This window comes from Streptomyces sp. NRRL S-920 (assembly GCF_000717945.1).
GTDB lineage: Bacteria > Actinomycetota > Actinomycetes > Streptomycetales > Streptomycetaceae > Streptomyces > Streptomyces alboniger.
Genome location: NZ_JODF01000071.1, coordinates 18858 through 33549 on the forward strand (window position 1 = coordinate 18858; position 14692 = coordinate 33549).

Annotated in this window: 7 protein-coding genes; 5 read left to right on the top strand and 2 right to left on the bottom strand. The window is 71.8% G+C overall.

Translation table 11 applies throughout. The annotated features are described in order from the left end of the window. Nucleotides 1-45 precede the first annotated feature (45 nt). The 4 genes from IG54_RS0132495 to IG54_RS0132510 all read left to right on the top strand — a co-directional run bounded on the left by IG54_RS0132495 (nucleotide 46) and on the right by IG54_RS0132510 (nucleotide 8157). On the top strand, nucleotides 46-1902 hold the full coding sequence (locus IG54_RS0132495; protein WP_037898167.1) for an ABC transporter ATP-binding protein: 1857 nt from the start codon (nucleotides 46-48) through the stop codon (nucleotides 1900-1902). Next, on the top strand, nucleotides 1899-3845 hold the full coding sequence (locus IG54_RS0132500; RefSeq protein ID WP_078594767.1) for an ABC transporter ATP-binding protein: 1947 nt from the start codon (nucleotides 1899-1901) through the stop codon (nucleotides 3843-3845). The genes IG54_RS0132495 and IG54_RS0132500 overlap by 4 nt, the downstream gene beginning before the upstream one ends. 331 nt (nucleotides 3846-4176) lie before the next feature. Beyond that, nucleotides 4177-6219, top strand: coding sequence for a M4 family metallopeptidase (locus IG54_RS0132505; protein WP_030793018.1), 2043 nt, complete (start codon nucleotides 4177-4179; stop codon nucleotides 6217-6219). A gap of 258 nt (nucleotides 6220-6477) precedes the next feature. Then, nucleotides 6478-8157: a M4 family metallopeptidase gene (locus IG54_RS0132510; protein WP_078594769.1), complete on the top strand. Its 1680-nt coding sequence runs from the start codon at nucleotides 6478-6480 to the stop codon at nucleotides 8155-8157. A gap of 55 nt (nucleotides 8158-8212) precedes the next feature. On the opposite strand, the gene glgP is transcribed toward IG54_RS0132510, so the two are convergent. Both glgP and IG54_RS0132520 read right to left on the bottom strand, forming a co-directional pair. Next, a complete protein-coding gene (gene glgP / locus IG54_RS0132515) occupies nucleotides 8213-10840 on the bottom strand; it encodes an alpha-glucan family phosphorylase (RefSeq protein WP_030793021.1) in 2628 nt (875 codons plus the stop codon). A gap of 168 nt (nucleotides 10841-11008) precedes the next feature. Further along, on the bottom strand, nucleotides 11009-12346 hold the full coding sequence (locus tag IG54_RS0132520; protein WP_030793022.1) for a carboxylesterase/lipase family protein: 1338 nt from the start codon (nucleotides 12344-12346) through the stop codon (nucleotides 11009-11011). A 373-nt stretch (nucleotides 12347-12719) separates the two neighbouring features. Between IG54_RS0132520 and IG54_RS0132525 the strand changes: the two genes are divergently transcribed. Beyond that, complete coding sequence (locus IG54_RS0132525; RefSeq protein WP_030793023.1) at nucleotides 12720-14618, top strand: maltotransferase domain-containing protein; 1899 nt, start codon at nucleotides 12720-12722, stop codon at nucleotides 14616-14618. The last annotated feature ends 74 nt before the right edge of the window (nucleotides 14619-14692 follow it).

Here is a 14692-nt window from a genome sequence, read left to right on the forward strand (position 1 = left end):
AAACTCGGTGGGCGCTGTCAGTGGTCATCCGTAGGCTCGCTCCTGATGTCGAAATCAGATGCGCCCGCCGAGGGGCCCGCCGACGCACCCGCCGAGGGGCGGTCCACCGTCCGGACGCTGCTGCGGCTGTGGCCGTACGTGCGCCCGGTCCGAACTCGCCTGATCACCGCGGCGTTCGTCGCGGTGATCGCCTCCTGTACGGGGCTTGTCTTCCCCCTCGTACTGAAGTGGATGGTGGACGGCCCGGTGGCCGAGGGGGACGAGGCGGGGGTGTGGCTCGGGGCGCTCGCGCTGCTGGTGCTCGGCCTCGCGGAGGCCCTGCTCTTCGGGCTGCGGCGGTGGCTCGTCGCCCGGCCGCTGGCGGGCGTGGAGGCGTCGATGCGGGCGGACCTCTTCCGCCACCTCCAGCGGCTCCCCGTCGCCTTCCACGACCGGTGGGCGTCGGGGCAGTTGCTCTCGCGCGGCACGACGGACCTGTCGCTGCTGCGGATGTTCCTCGCCTTTCCGCTGACGTTCCTGCTGGTCAACGGAGCGACGATCGTGGTGGGCGTGATCATCCTGCTGGGCCAGGACTTCACGCTCGGGCTCGTGCTGCTCGCGCCCGTGGCGCCGATGGTGATCGTGTGCGCGTACTACGAGGGGCGGTACACCGCCGTGGCGCGGCGGGCCCAGGACCAGGTCGGCGATCTGACGACGGTCGTCGAGGAGAGCGTGCTCGGCATCCGCATCATCAAGGGCTTCGGCCGCCATCGCAGCCAGGCGCGGGCCTTCCGCGAGCTGTCGCACACCCTGCGGGGCACGGAGCTGGCCAAGGCGCGGATCCTCGCGGCGATCTACGCGGTCATCATGGCGCTCCCCGAGGCGGCGATCGGGGCGGCGCTCGTCCTCGGCACGGTGCGGGTCGCGGACGGCGACCTGTCCGCGGGCACGCTCGTCGCCTTCCTGTCGACGGCGCTGGCGCTGCGCTGGCCGGTGGAGTCGATCGGCTTCCTGCTCGCGATGAGCCAGGAGTCGGCGACGGCCACGGAGCGGTACTTCGAGGTGATGGACGCGGAGGTGGAGGACGACGCGGTGACGTCTGCCGAGGGGCGCGACGGGCGCCACGGCGGCGACACCGGCGGTGGGGACGGTGGACTGCGGTTCCGTGACGTCGAGTTCCGGTATCCCGACGCCCCGCCGGACGCGCCACCGGTCCTCGCCCACGTGGACCTGCACATCCGGCCCGGCGAGACCATGGCCCTCGTGGGCGCGACCGGCAGCGGCAAGACGACGCTCACCGCGCTGGTGCCGAGGCTGCACGAGGTGACCGGCGGGAGCATCACCCTCGACGGCGTCGACATCACGGCGATGGACCGCGAGCGGCTGCGCACGCTGGTGGCCGTCGCCTTCGAGGAGCCGACGCTGTTCTCCGCGACGGTCGGTGAGAACGTCCTGATGGGTGCCGAGGAGAGCGCCGGGGACGCCGAGTTGGCCCGCGCCCTGGACGTGGCGCAGGCCGACTTCGTACACGGCCTGCCGCAGGGCACCGCCACCCAGGTCGGCGAGCAGGGCCTGAGCCTGTCCGGCGGCCAGCGCCAGCGCCTCGCCCTGGCCCGCGCGGTGGTGGGCCGCCCCCGCTTCCTGGTCCTCGACGACCCGCTCTCCGCGCTGGACGTCCATACGGAGGCGCTGGTGGAGGCGGCGCTGCGGCGGGTCCTCGCGGACACGACCGCGCTGATCGTCGCCCACCGCCCCTCCACGGTGCAGCTCGCCGACCGCGTCGCCCTGCTGTCCGGCGGACGCGTCGCCGCCGTCGGCACGCACCAGGAACTGCTGCGGGAGAACGCGGAGTACGCCTGGCTGATGTCGGGCGCCGAGACCGGGAACCGCGCCGACCACGCTGCCGAGGAGGCTGCCCGATGACCACCTCGTCGACGTCCACGCCACGGAGCACGGGGCCCGAGCCGGAGCGGGAGCCGGATCGGCCGCGGGCGGCGCACGACCTCACCCCGCCCGCGGACAGCCGCACGGAACCCCCCGTACCGGACAAGCCGGCCGTCGCGGAGGACGACCCCTTCGACAAGGACGACCTGCCCACGCCGCCCGGCGCCACCCGCGCCCTCCTGCGCTCGCTGCTCTCCCCGCTGCGCGCCCGCGTCGCCCTCGCCGCCGTCCTGCTGCTCGTACAGCAGGCCGTCGTGCAGGCGGGCCCGCTGCTCGTCGCGTACGCCATCGACCGCGGCGTACCCGCCGTGCGCGCCGACGACTACGGCCCGCTGATCGCGATCGCCGTCGGCTATCTGCTCTGCGCGGGCGCGTCGGGCGCCCTCCAGTACGCGTTCATCGTCGCCTCCGCGCGCGTCAACCAGGACGTGCTGCTCGATCTGCGCGGCCGCATCTTCCGGCACGCGCAGGCGCTCAGCGTCGACTTCCACGAGCGGTACACCTCGGGGCGGCTGATCTCCCGCTCCACCACCGACGTGGAGTCGCTGCGCGAGCTGCTCAGCGAGGGACTCCAGGAACTGATCACCGTCCTGCTGTCGTTCGTCTACATCTCGGCGATGCTGCTCTGGCTCGATCTGGGCCTCGGCGCGCTGGCGGTGGCGTCCTTCGTGCCGCTCTACCTCCTCGTACGCCTCTATCAGCGGCGGGCCGGGGCGATGTTCCGCAACCGCTCGACCGCGATCGCCGGCGTCATCGTGAAGTTCGCGGAGACGGTGAACGGCATCCGGCCGGTGCGGGCCTTCCGCAGGGAGCGGGCCAACGACGCGGAGTTCGCCGTCCTCAACCGCCGGCACGAGCGGAGCAACGGCGACGCCATGCTGGAGATGGCCCGCTACGTCGTCGGCTCGCGGCTGGTCGCCAACGTCGCCGTCGCCGCCATCGTCCTGTGGGGCGCGCACCGCGTCGCGGACGGCGGGCTCGCGCTCGGCGTCCTCGCGGCGGCCGTGCTGTATCTGCGGCGGCTGTACGACCCGATCGACCGGCTCGGCATGTTCCTCAACTCCTACCAGTCGGCGGCCGCTTCCCTGGAGAAGGTGGCGGGGCTGCTGGCCCAGACCCCGGCCGTGCCCGAGCCGGAGGCGTCCGCCGCGCGGCCGCTGCCGGTCCGCGAGTCCGGCCACCCGGGCCGCGAGGTGCGCTTCGACGGGGTGCGCTTCGCCTACCGCACGGGCGGCGAGGTCCTGCCCCGCTTCGATCTGACGCTGCCCGCCGGGCAGACCGTCGCCGTGGTCGGCTCGACCGGCGCGGGCAAGTCCACGCTGGCCAAGCTGCTCGCCCGCTTCTACGACCCCACGGCGGGCCGCGTCCTGCTGGACGGCGTCGACCTGCGCGAACTGTCGGGGACCGAGCTGCGGCGCGGGGTCGTCATGGTGACGCAGGAGGCGTTCCTGTTCTCCGGAACCGTCGCCGAGAACATCGCGATCGGCCGCCCCGACGCCACCCGCGAGGAGATCGAACAGGCCGCCGAGGCCATCGGCGCCCACGACTTCATCGCGTCGCTGCCGGACGGCTACGACACGGACGTACGCAAGCGGGGTGGCCGGATCTCGGCGGGCCAGCGCCAGCTGGTGGCCTTCGCCCGGGCCCTGCTCGCCGACCCGGCGGTCCTGATCCTCGACGAGGCGACCAGCTCCCTGGACATCCCCGGCGAGCGGGCCGTGCAGCGCGCGATGCACACGGTGCTGCGCGGCCGCACGGCGGTGGTGATCGCCCACCGCCTCTCCACGGTGGAGATCGCGGACCGGGTACTGGTGATGGAACAGGGCCGCGTGGTGGAGGACGGCAGCCCCGCTGAACTCATCGCGGGTTCGGGCTCGTTCGCGGGGTTGCATCGGGCGTGGCGGGAGAGCGTGGTGAGCTGACGGTGACCCTCCACCCCCGCGCGGGCGCCCCGGCCCGAGATCCCCGCCACCCCCTCCCCCCAAGCTCCGCATAGTGAACGTTCCACACCGGCCAACGGACTAATTCCAGCCAACTCTTGATGCGCCCCTGACATACGACCGGCTCCGGTGCCACTCTTCCCCTCAACCGCCGCACGGCTTTCAACAACGTGGGGCGGCCAGCGGTTCCCCACACGCAACACCCCATGTGCACCGCCCAGTTCTGCGTTCCGCCTTGCTCTGCCCGGACAGCGATCCAGCCGTTCGGTAGCTCTGGCCGCGCACCCCCGCGGCCGCGCAGAAGGAGTCCGTGTTGAGAAGCACCTCCCACAGACGTGTCGCCGCGGCCGGCGCCCTCTCCGCCGTCGCCGCCCTGCTGGCCGTCGCCGTTCAGGCGGCCCCCGCCTCGGCCGACGACCCGTGGTCGGCCGCCGCCAAGGCCCCCGCCCAGAAGCTCGGCAAGGTCGACCCCGGCGCGCTCGCCGCCAAGCTCTCCCCCGCCCAGCGCGCTCAGCTCCTGCGCGACGCCAACGCCACCAAGGCGGACACCGCCAAGGACCTGGGCCTCGGCGCCAAGGAGAAGCTCGTCGTCCGCGATGTCACCAAGGACCGTGACGGCACGGTCCACACCCGCTACGAGCGCACCTACGACGGGCTGCCCGTCCTCGGCGGCGACCTGGTCGTCGACACCGCGAAGTCGGGGAAGACCGAGGGCGTCACCAAGGCCGCGAAGGCACGCCTCAAGGGCATCGACATGAGCGCCGAGGTCAAGGCGTCGGCCGCGGAGAAGCAGGCGCTGGCCGCCGCGAAGGCCGAGGGCTCGAAGAAGACCGACGCGGACCGGGCTCCGCGCAAGGTCGTCTGGCTGGCCAAGGGTGAGCCGGTCCTCGCGTACGAGACCGTGGTCGGCGGCCTCCAGCACGACGGCACCCCCAACGAGCTGCACGTCGTCACGGACGCCGCCACCGGCAAGAAGCTCTTCCAGTGGCAGGGCATCGAGAACGGCACCGGCAACACCCAGTACAGCGGCCAAGTGCCCCTGGGTACCGCTCAGTCGGGGTCGAACTACACCCTCACCGACACCGCCCGCGGCAACCACAAGACGTACAACCTGAACCGCGGCACGTCGGGCACCGGCACCCTCTTCTCGGGCGCCGACGACGTGTGGGGCAACGGCCTGCCCTCCAACCTGGAGACGGCCGGCGCCGACGCCCACTACGGCGCCGCGCTCACCTGGGACTACTACAAGAACGTGCACGGCCGCAGCGGCATCCGCGGCGACGGTGTCGGCGCGTACTCCCGGGTCCACTACGGCAACAACTACGTCAACGCCTTCTGGTCGGACGCCTGCTTCTGCATGACGTACGGCGACGGCGAGAACAACGCCAAGCCGCTGACGTCCATCGACGTGGCGGCCCACGAGATGACGCACGGCGTGACGGCCGCGACCGGCAACATGACGTACAGCGGCGAGTCCGGCGGCCTGAACGAGGCGACCTCCGACATCTTCGCGGCGGCCGTCGAGTTCAACGCCAACAACGCGCAGGACGTCGGCGACTACAACGTCGGCGAGAAGATCGACATCCGGGGCAACGGCACCCCGCTGCGCTACATGGACAAGCCGAGCAAGGACGGTTCATCCAAGGACTCCTGGTACTCCGGGATAGGCAACATCGACGTCCACTACTCCTCGGGCGTCGCCAACCACTTCTACTACCTGCTGAGCGAGGGCAGCGGCAAGAAGGAGATCAACGGCGTCCAGTACGACTCGCCGACCTCCGACGGCCTGCCGGTGACCGGCATCGGCCGGGACAAGGCGTCGCTGATCTGGTTCAAGGCGCTCACCACGAAGTTCACGACCACGACCAACTACGCGGCGGCCCGCACCGGGACGCTCGCGGTGGCCGGTGAGCTGTACGGCACGACGAGCACCGAGTACAAGGCCGTGGCGCACGCCTGGGCCGCCGTGAACGTCGGCGCCCGCCCCGGCGGCGAGGAGCCCGGCGGCACCTCCTTCGAGAACACCACGGACGTCTCCATTCCGGACAACGGCGCCGCGGTCACCTCGTCGGTCAACGTCACCGGACGCACCGGCAACGCGCCGAGCGCCCTGAAGGTCGGCGTCGACATCGTGCACACCTGGCGCGGTGACCTCCAGGTCGACCTGGTGGCCCCCGACGGCACGGTCTACCCGCTGAAGCCGACCAGTGGTTCGGACTCCGCGGACAACGTCAAGGAGACCTACACGGTCAACGCCTCCTCGGAGGTGGCCAACGGCACCTGGAAGCTGCGGGTCCAGGACAAGGCCGCGCAGGACACCGGCTACATCAACAGCTGGAAGGTCACCTTCCCGTAGACCTGCCGTCCCGCGTGAGAACGGCGCCGCCCCGGGTGAGTCAACTCCCCGGGGCGGCGCGCTTTTGCCACCCCGGCCGTTGGCGGGCCGTTCGCATTGCGTATGTTGACCATCGCTCAGCGGGCCATTTCCGGCCAATATCCAGCCAAAGTCCTGACATGTACCTGGCCCGAATGACACTCTTCCCCGCAACACACTGCACGTTCAGCACCTCGCTGCACACCCGCACCACGTGTTGCCTGCCCTGGGCGGCGCCCCATGCCACCCAGGTCCCCCACAGAAGGAGCCCGCGTGTCCACCCAGATCTCCCGCATATCCCGTAGACGTTCGACCCTCACGATCGCCACCGCCGTCGCCGCCGGTGCGCTGCTCACCGCCGGACTGACCACCGGCGCCTCCGCCCAGCCGGAGCCGGACAAGGAGTCCGCCCCCGCCGGCGCGCCCGCCGCCCTCTCGGTGTCCGCCCGGGCCGGCCTGCTCCAGGACGCGAACGCCGACAAGGGCGCGACCGCCGAGCGGATCGGCCTCGGCGCCAAGGAGAAGCTCGTCGTCCGCGATGTCATCAAGGACCGCGACGGCACCACCCACACCCGCTACGAGCGCACCTACGACGGCCTGCCGGTCCTCGGCGGCGACCTCGTCGTGCACACCGCGAGGAGCGGCGCGCTGAAGGGTGTCACCAAGGCGACCGAGGCGAGCGTGAAGGTCGCCTCCACCGACGCCGGACTGCCCAAGTCCTCCGTCGCGAAGTCCGCCGAGTCGAGCGCCGCGAAGGCGAAGACGGCCGACGCCGACGCGCAGGCCCCGCGCAAGGTGATCTGGGCCGCCTCCGGCAAGCCCGTCCTCGCCTACGAGACGGTCGTCACCGGTGTGCAGCAGGACGGCACGCCCAGCAGGCTGCACGTCATCACGGACGCCGCGACCGGCAAGAAGCTGTACCAGTACCAGGACATCGAGAACGGCACCGGCAACAGCCAGTACAGCGGCAAGGTCACCGTCGGCTCGAAGAAGACGGCGAGCGGCTACGAGCTGACCGACAAGGCCCGCGGCGGCCACCGCACCTTCGACCTGAAGCACGCGGAGAATGGGGCGGGCAAGCTCTTCAAGGACGCCAACGACATCTGGGGCAACGGCAAGCCGTCGAGCGCGCAGACCGCCGGTGTCGACGCCGCCTACGGCGCCCAGCTCACCTGGGACTACTACAAGTCGACGCACGGCCGCAAGGGCATCAACGGCGACGGCAAGGGCGCGACCTCGCGCGTCCACTTCGGCAACAACTTCGTCAACGCCTTCTGGGACGACAGCTGCTTCTGCATGACGTACGGCGACGGCGAGGGCAACAAGAAGCCCCTCACCTCGATCGACGTCGCGGCGCACGAGATGACGCACGGCGTCACCTCCGCGACCGGCAACATGGAGTACAGCGGTGAGTCCGGCGGCCTCAACGAGGCCACCTCGGACATCTTCGCCGCCGCCGTGGAGTTCAAGGCCAAGAACCCCAAGGACGTCGGCGACTACCTCGTCGGCGAGAAGATCGACATCAACGGCAACGGCACCCCGCTGCGGTACATGGACAAGCCCTCCAAGGACGGCGGCTCCCTGGACTACTGGAGTGCCGGCGCCGGGAACGTGGACGTCCACTACTCCTCGGGCATCGCCAACCACTTCTTCTACCTGCTGTCCGAGGGCAGCGGCAAGAAGCGGATCAACGGCGTGAACTACAACTCCCCGACCTTCGACGGCACCAAGGTCACGGGCATCGGCCGCGCCAAGGCCGAGAAGATCTGGTACAAGGCCCTGACGACGTACTTCACGTCGACCACCAACTACAAGGCGGCCCGCAAGGGCACGCTCAGCGCCGCGAAGGACCTGTACGGCGCGAACTCCACCGAGTACAAGCGCGTGGCGGCGGCCTGGAAGGCCGTGAACGTCAAGTAACCAATGGCGTAAAGAGGGGGGCGGCGTCCGACCAAGGACGCCGCCCCTTTCGTCGTCACCTCATCAGCACCCCGGCCGCCTCGCCGGTGGCCTCCGACGGCACCGCCACGAGCCCCAGCTCGGCGCCGCCGGCCAGCAGCCGGTGCGCCGGAAGAATCCGCACCGTGTACCCGAACGACCCCGTCCGGTCCAGCGCCAGCGGCCCCTCGTACACGCGCCGCCCCTCCTGGTCGAGCCCGCCGACGGGCTTCAGCGGCACCGGTGTGGCCCCGCTGATGCGGTCCTCGGGGTCCGCGCGGCCTGCGAGGGCCTGCACCTCCACGTCGTCCGGCGTCAGCTCACCCAGGTGCACGCGCACCCGCAGGGCCAGCGTGGAGCCCAGTTCGGCGGTGGCGCCGGTCGCCGACGCCTCCACGTGGTCGACGGCCACGCGCGGCCACGCGGCCCGCACCCGGGTCTTCCAGGCGGCCAGTTCACCGGCCGCCGTGGCGTCGAGGGCGCGGTGGGCGCGGGCGGCGGGGGCGTACAGCTCCTCCACGTACTCGCGGACCATGCGGCCCGCGAGGACCTTCGGGCCGAGCCGGGTCAGCGTCCTGCGGACCATCTCGATCCACCGGTCGGGCAGCTGCTCGGGGCCCCGCTCGTAGAAGCGGGGGGCGATGCGGCGCTCCAGGAGGTCGTAGAGGGCCGCGGCCTCCAGGTCGTCGCGGCGGTCGTCGTCGGTGGCGGCGCCGTCCGCCGTGGGGATGGCCCAGCCGAAGTCGGGCTCGAACCACTCGTCCCACCAGCCGTCGAGTACGGACAGGTTGAGGCAGCCGTTGAGGGCCGCCTTCATCCCGGAGGTCCCGCACGCCTCCAGGGGCCTGAGCGGGTTGTTCAGCCACACGTCGCAGCCCGGGTAGAGCTTCTGCGCCATCGCCATGCCGTAGTCGGGCAGGAACACGATCCGGTGGCGTACGCGCGGGTCGTCGGTGAAGCGCACCAGCTCCTGGATGAGCCGCTTGCCGCCGTCGTCGGCCGGGTGCGCCTTGCCCGCGACGACGATCTGGAGGGGCCGCTCGGGGTGGGTGAGCAGCTCCATGAGCCGGTCCCGGTCGCGCAGCATGAGCGTCAGCCTCTTGTACGAGGGGACGCGGCGCGCGAAGCCGACGGTGAGGACGTCCGGGTCGAGGACCTCGTCGATCCAGCCCAGCTCGGCGGTGGCGGCGCCGCGTTGCCGCCAGGAGGCGTGCAGGCGCCGCCTGACCTCGTGGACCAGCTGCTCGCGCAGGGTGCGGCGCAGCTGCCAGATGTCGGCGTCGCGGATGTCGGCCACCGCGTCCCAGCGGTCGGAGCCGCCCACGGACAGGGCGTCCTCGGTGCGCCGCTCGCCGATCTGGCGGGCGCCGAGCGCGAGGACCTCGGGGGCGACCCAGGTCGGGGCGTGCACGCCGTTGGTGATGGAGGTGATCGGGACCTCCTCCGGGTCGAAGCCGGGCCACAGGCCCCCGAACATCTCCCGGCTCACCGAGCCGTGGAGGGTGCTCACTCCGTTGGCGCGGCTGCCGAGGCGCAGGCCCATCACCGCCATGTTGAAGAGGTTGGGCTCGCCGCCGGGGTAGGTCTCCATGCCGAGGCGCAGGATGTCGCCGACGTCGATGCGGGGCAGCTCGGCGGCGGGCCCGAAGTGGTGGGCGACCAGCTCGCGGTCGAAGCGGTCGATGCCCGCGGGGACGGGCGTGTGGGTGGTGAAGACGGTCCCGGCGCGGACGGCTTCGAGGGCTGCGTCGAACCCGACGTCCTGGAGCGCCAGTTCGTGGATGCGTTCGAGCCCCAGGAAGCCCGCGTGCCCCTCGTTGGTGTGGAAGACCTCGGGCTCGGGGTGGCCGGTCAGCCGGCAGTACGTCCGTACGGCGCGCACCCCGCCGATGCCGAGGAGCATCTCCTGGAGGAGGCGGTGTTCGCTGCCGCCGCCGTAGAGCCGGTCGGTGACGTCGCGTTCTCCGGGGGCGTTCTCCTCGACGTCGGAGTCGAGCAGGAGCAGGGGCACGCGGCCGACCTGCGCCTGCCAGACGTGGGCGCGCAGCGAGCGCCCGCCGGGCAGGGCGAGCGCCACCCGGGCGGGGCTGCCGTCGTTCTCGCGGAGCAGGGAGAGGGGGAGTTCGTCCGGGTCGAGGACCGGATAGTGCTCCTGCTGCCAGGCGTCGTGGGAGAGCGACTGGCGGAAGTAGCCGTGGCGGTAGAGCAGTCCGACGCCGATGAGCGGGACGCCGAGGTCGCTCGCGGCCTTCAGGTGGTCCCCGGCGAGGATGCCGAGGCCGCCGGAGTACTGGGGCAGGGCGGCGGTGATGCCGAACTCCGGGGAGAAGTACGCGACGGCGCGCGGCAGTTGTCCGTACCCCCCGGTCTGCTCCTGGTACCAGCGGTCTCCGGTGACGTATTCGCGTAGTTCGTCCGCGGCCTCGGCGAGCCGCCGCAGGAAGTCCTCGTCGCGGGCGAGTTCGGCGAGCCGCGCGGACGGTACGCCGCCGAGGAGGCGCACCGGGTCGCAGCCCGACGCCTCCCACAGCACCGGGTCGACGGACATGAAGAGTTCGCGGGTGCGCGGGTGCCAGGACCAGCGCAGATTGCGGGCCAGCTCGGCGAGCTGACCGAGGGGGTCGGGAAGGACGGGACGTACGGTGAAACGACGGATTGCCTTCACGGTCTCCACCTTCGCGGTGTTTCGCGGGGGTCCACGGGGATCCACAGGGGTTCACAGGTATGCGGCACATATCCACCTACGCGACACGAAGGTAGCGGTGGCCCTCTTCCGTCACCACGGCGCACAGGGCGCACGGTGGGCGGCCGGAGGGCCCGGGGCGGGGCCGGCTCAGCTTGACCAGGCCTCCCGTTCCGGCCGCAGCGGGTCGTCCATCAGGCGTGGGGCGGCCTCCCAGAGCCGGACGGCGCGGCGGTCGCGGGTGTAGCGCGGCCATGCCTCGCCCGGGTCGAGATCGCGGACGAAGGCGACGAGGGCGGCGTGCAGCGCGTCGGCCAGTCGCCGCGGCGGGTTCCGGCCCGCCGCCGCGGCGACGCCCTCGGCGTCGAGCAGGTCGAACGCGAAGGGCAGGTCGAGGCAGTGGAAGGCGAGTCCTCGGCCGCTGCCCGGGGCGGGTGAGGGCCAGCGGAACTCATAGAGCCACGTGGGGCGGCCGCGCGCGGCACGCGCCTCGGCGATCGCGAGGTTCGGCCTGCGGAAGACGAGGTCGGTCAGCTCCTGGCCGCCGAAGGAGTTGAACTCCTGCCTGGTGAAGCCGAGCAGCAGCGGCACGTTCGCGCCGAGGCCGCCCTCGGTGAGTTCGCCGAGCACGGGCCGCGGGACCAGCTCGCCGTCGGCGAAGGGCGCGAGGAGCAGGCCGGGGAGTTCCGCGCGGTCGGGGCCGGGTGCGCTCGTGGCGTCCTGGAGGGCGAGGACGCGCTCGTCGGTGAGGTCGCGCAGCGCGGCGGCGGTGGCGGGCACGCCGGTGCGCCGGGTGAACAGCTCGGACACGGCGAGCCCCGCCCGGCGCCCCTGCGGTTCCATGAGCGAGGCGGACAGGGCGATCGCCCCGCGGAACAGGCCGTGCGCGGCGGGGGTCGCCATCAGGGTCTGGACGGCGCCGCCGCCCGCGGACTGGCCGCCGACGGTGACCTTCGCGGGGTCGCCGCCGAACGCGGCGATGTTGTCCCGCACCCACTGGAGGGCGGCGATCCAGTCGCGTACGCCGCGGTTGTCCGGGGCGTCGTCGAGGTGCAGGAAGCCCTCGACGCCGAGCCGGTAGCCGAGCGAGACGAGGACGACGCCGTCACGGCTGAAGGCCGCCCCGTCGTACCAGGGACTGGCGGCGGACCCGGCGACGTAGGAGCCGCCGTGGATCCAGACCAGGACGGGGAGCCCCGCGGCGGTGCCGGGGGCGGGGGTGAAGACGTTCAGGTTGAGGATGCCGTCGCCGGGGACCGACGGCTCGGGGATCGTGGCGCCCTCGCCGGTCCGGCGGCGCTGCGCGGTCGGCCCGTACGCGACCGCGTCCAGCGGCCGGTGCCAGGGCGTCGGAGCGGTGGGCGGTGCGAAGCGGAGGTCGCCCACGGGGGGCGCGGCGTAGGGGATGCCGAGGAAGCGGGCGCCGTGTGCGTGGCGTGCGCCGCGGACGGGGCCGTGGGTGGTGGGGAGGGTCGGGTGGCCGGGCATGGGGTCTACGGCACATGAGATTCGGCCGCCTCCGCAAGGGCGTTGCCGCCGGGTGCGGGGTGAGTATCCGCCAGCCGCCGGTGGGGGCGGGGACACAAGTGCGGTGCGGGGGGGCGTGGTTCAGCACCGACAATCCGGGGGGCATATGCGCCTGCCCCGTACCGAACAGTGTGTTTTCGGACCGGCTCGGCGCCGTACGGCGGGGCCGGTCTTGCATGGGCCGTTACGCACTAGTAGTTAACAAAGCGCCGGATTGCCCACCCGGAGAGTGTGGGAAGGCTCCTGCGGTACGCACCGGCACACCGCGGCCGGCACGCACCGCGGAACCTCTCCCCACCCCCGTATCCGTGCACGCGGACAGGAGCGGTCAGACATGCCTCTTGGCTCGACCCCGCAACCGACCATCCCCGTTCTGGACGTTCGTCCGGCCGTCCACTGCGGCCGAAAACCGGCGAAGGCCGTACCGGGTGAAACGTTCCAGGTGACCGCCACGGTCTTCCGCGAAGGCCACGAAGCCGTCGCCGCCAATGTGGTCCTGCGCGATCCCGAGGGGCGCTTCGGCCCCTGGACCCCGATGCGGGAGCTGGCGCCCGGCACCGACCGGTGGGGCGCGGACGTCACGCCGGACGCCGAGGGGCGCTGGACGTACGCCGTGGAGGCGTGGGGCGACCCGGTCACCACCTGGCGGCACCACGCGCGGATCAAGATACCGGCGGGCCTCGACACGGACCTGGTCCTCGAAGAGGGCGCCCGCCTCCATGAACGCGCGGCCGCCGGAGTGCCACGGGCCGAGCGGGCCGTCGTACTCGGCGCGGCGAAGGCGCTGCGCGACACGGACCGCGCGCCGGCCGCCCGGCTCGCGGCGGCCCTCACGCCCGAGGTGGAGGCGGTGCTCGCCCGGCATCCGCTGCGTGAACTGGTCACGTCCTCCCCGGAGTTCCCGCTCGTGGTGGAGCGGCGGCGGGCTCTGTTCGGTTCCTGGTACGAGTTCTTCCCGCGCTCGGAGGGGGCGGTGGTCCGGGAGGGGGAGCCGCCGGTGTCGCCCAACAACTCGCTCTCCCCCGGACCGCACGACGTGGGCGTGCCCTGGGCGATCGGCTCGCCCGAGGGCGGGCACGACGCGGTCCACCCGGACCTCGGGACCCTCGACGACTTCGACGCCTTCGTGCGGCGCGCGGATGAGCTGGGTCTGGAGGTCGCGCTGGACTTCGCGTTGCAGTGTTCGCCGGATCATCCGTGGGTGGACAAGCACCCGGAGTGGTTCCATCACCGGGCGGACGGCTCCATCGCCTACGCGGAGAACCCGCCGAAGAAGTACCAGGACATCTATCCGCTCGCCTTCGACCGGGACATGCCGGGGCTGATCGCGGAGACGGTTCGGCTGCTGCGGTTCTGGATGGGGCACGGGGTGCGCATATTCCGTGTCGACAATCCCCACACCAAGCCGGTCGTGTTCTGGGAGGAGGTGATCGCCCGGATCAACGGCACCGACCCGGACGTCATCTTCCTCGCCGAGGCCTTCCTGCACACCCTCGCGGCCATCGGCTTCCAGCAGTCGTACACGTACTTCACCTGGCGCAACGACAAAACCGAACTCACCGACTACCTCACCGAGTTGTCCCGGGAGACCGCGCACTTCCTACGCCCGAACTTCTTCGTGAACACCCCGGACATCCTGCACGCCTACCTCCAGGACGGCGGCCGTCCGGCCTTCGAGACGCGGGCGGTGCTGGCCGCCACGCTCTCGCCGACCTGGGGCGTCTACAGCGGGTTCGAGCTGTGCGAGAACACCCCCGTACGGCCGGGCAGCGAGGAGTACCTGGACTCGGAGAAGTACCAACTACGCCCCCGCGACTGGGAGTCCGCGGCCCGCACGGGCGTCACGATCGCCCCGCTGATCACCGAGCTGAACCGCGTCCGGCGGGCCAACCCCGCACTCCAGCAACTGCGGGACCTGCACTTCCACCCCACCGACAAGGAAGCGGTGATCGCCTACTCGAAGACCGCCACGGACACGCACGGTTCGAACACGGTTCTGGTGGTGGCCAACCTCGACCCCCACCACACCCAGGAGGCCACGGTCTCGTTGAACATGCAGCAACTCGGCCTGGAATGGCACGAGACCGTGCCGGTGCGCGACGAGCTATCCGGCGAGACCTATCACTGGGGCAGGGCCAACTATGTGCGCCTCGAACCGGGCCGTGCGCCCGCGCACATCTTCCGGGTCCTGCGACCGTCCTCACCGTTGATCGGAGGGTCACCCACATCATGATCGTCAACGAGCCCGTCCAGGACACCTTCGAGGACACGCCCGCCAGGGACCGGCATCCCGACTGGTTCAAACGC

Coding starts and splice junctions, on each gene's coding strand:
- IG54_RS0132495 (WP_037898167.1), top strand. CDS start 46: ATGTCGAAATCAGATGCGCCCGCCGAGGGGCCCGCCGACGCACCCGCC.
- IG54_RS0132500 (WP_078594767.1), top strand. CDS start 1,899: ATGACCACCTCGTCGACGTCCACGCCACGGAGCACGGGGCCCGAGCCG.
- IG54_RS0132510 (WP_078594769.1), top strand. CDS start 6,478: ATGCCACCCAGGTCCCCCACAGAAGGAGCCCGCGTGTCCACCCAGATC.
- IG54_RS0132520 (WP_030793022.1), bottom strand. CDS start 12,346: ATGCCCGGCCACCCGACCCTCCCCACCACCCACGGCCCCGTCCGCGGC.
- IG54_RS0132525 (WP_030793023.1), top strand. CDS start 12,720: ATGCCTCTTGGCTCGACCCCGCAACCGACCATCCCCGTTCTGGACGTT.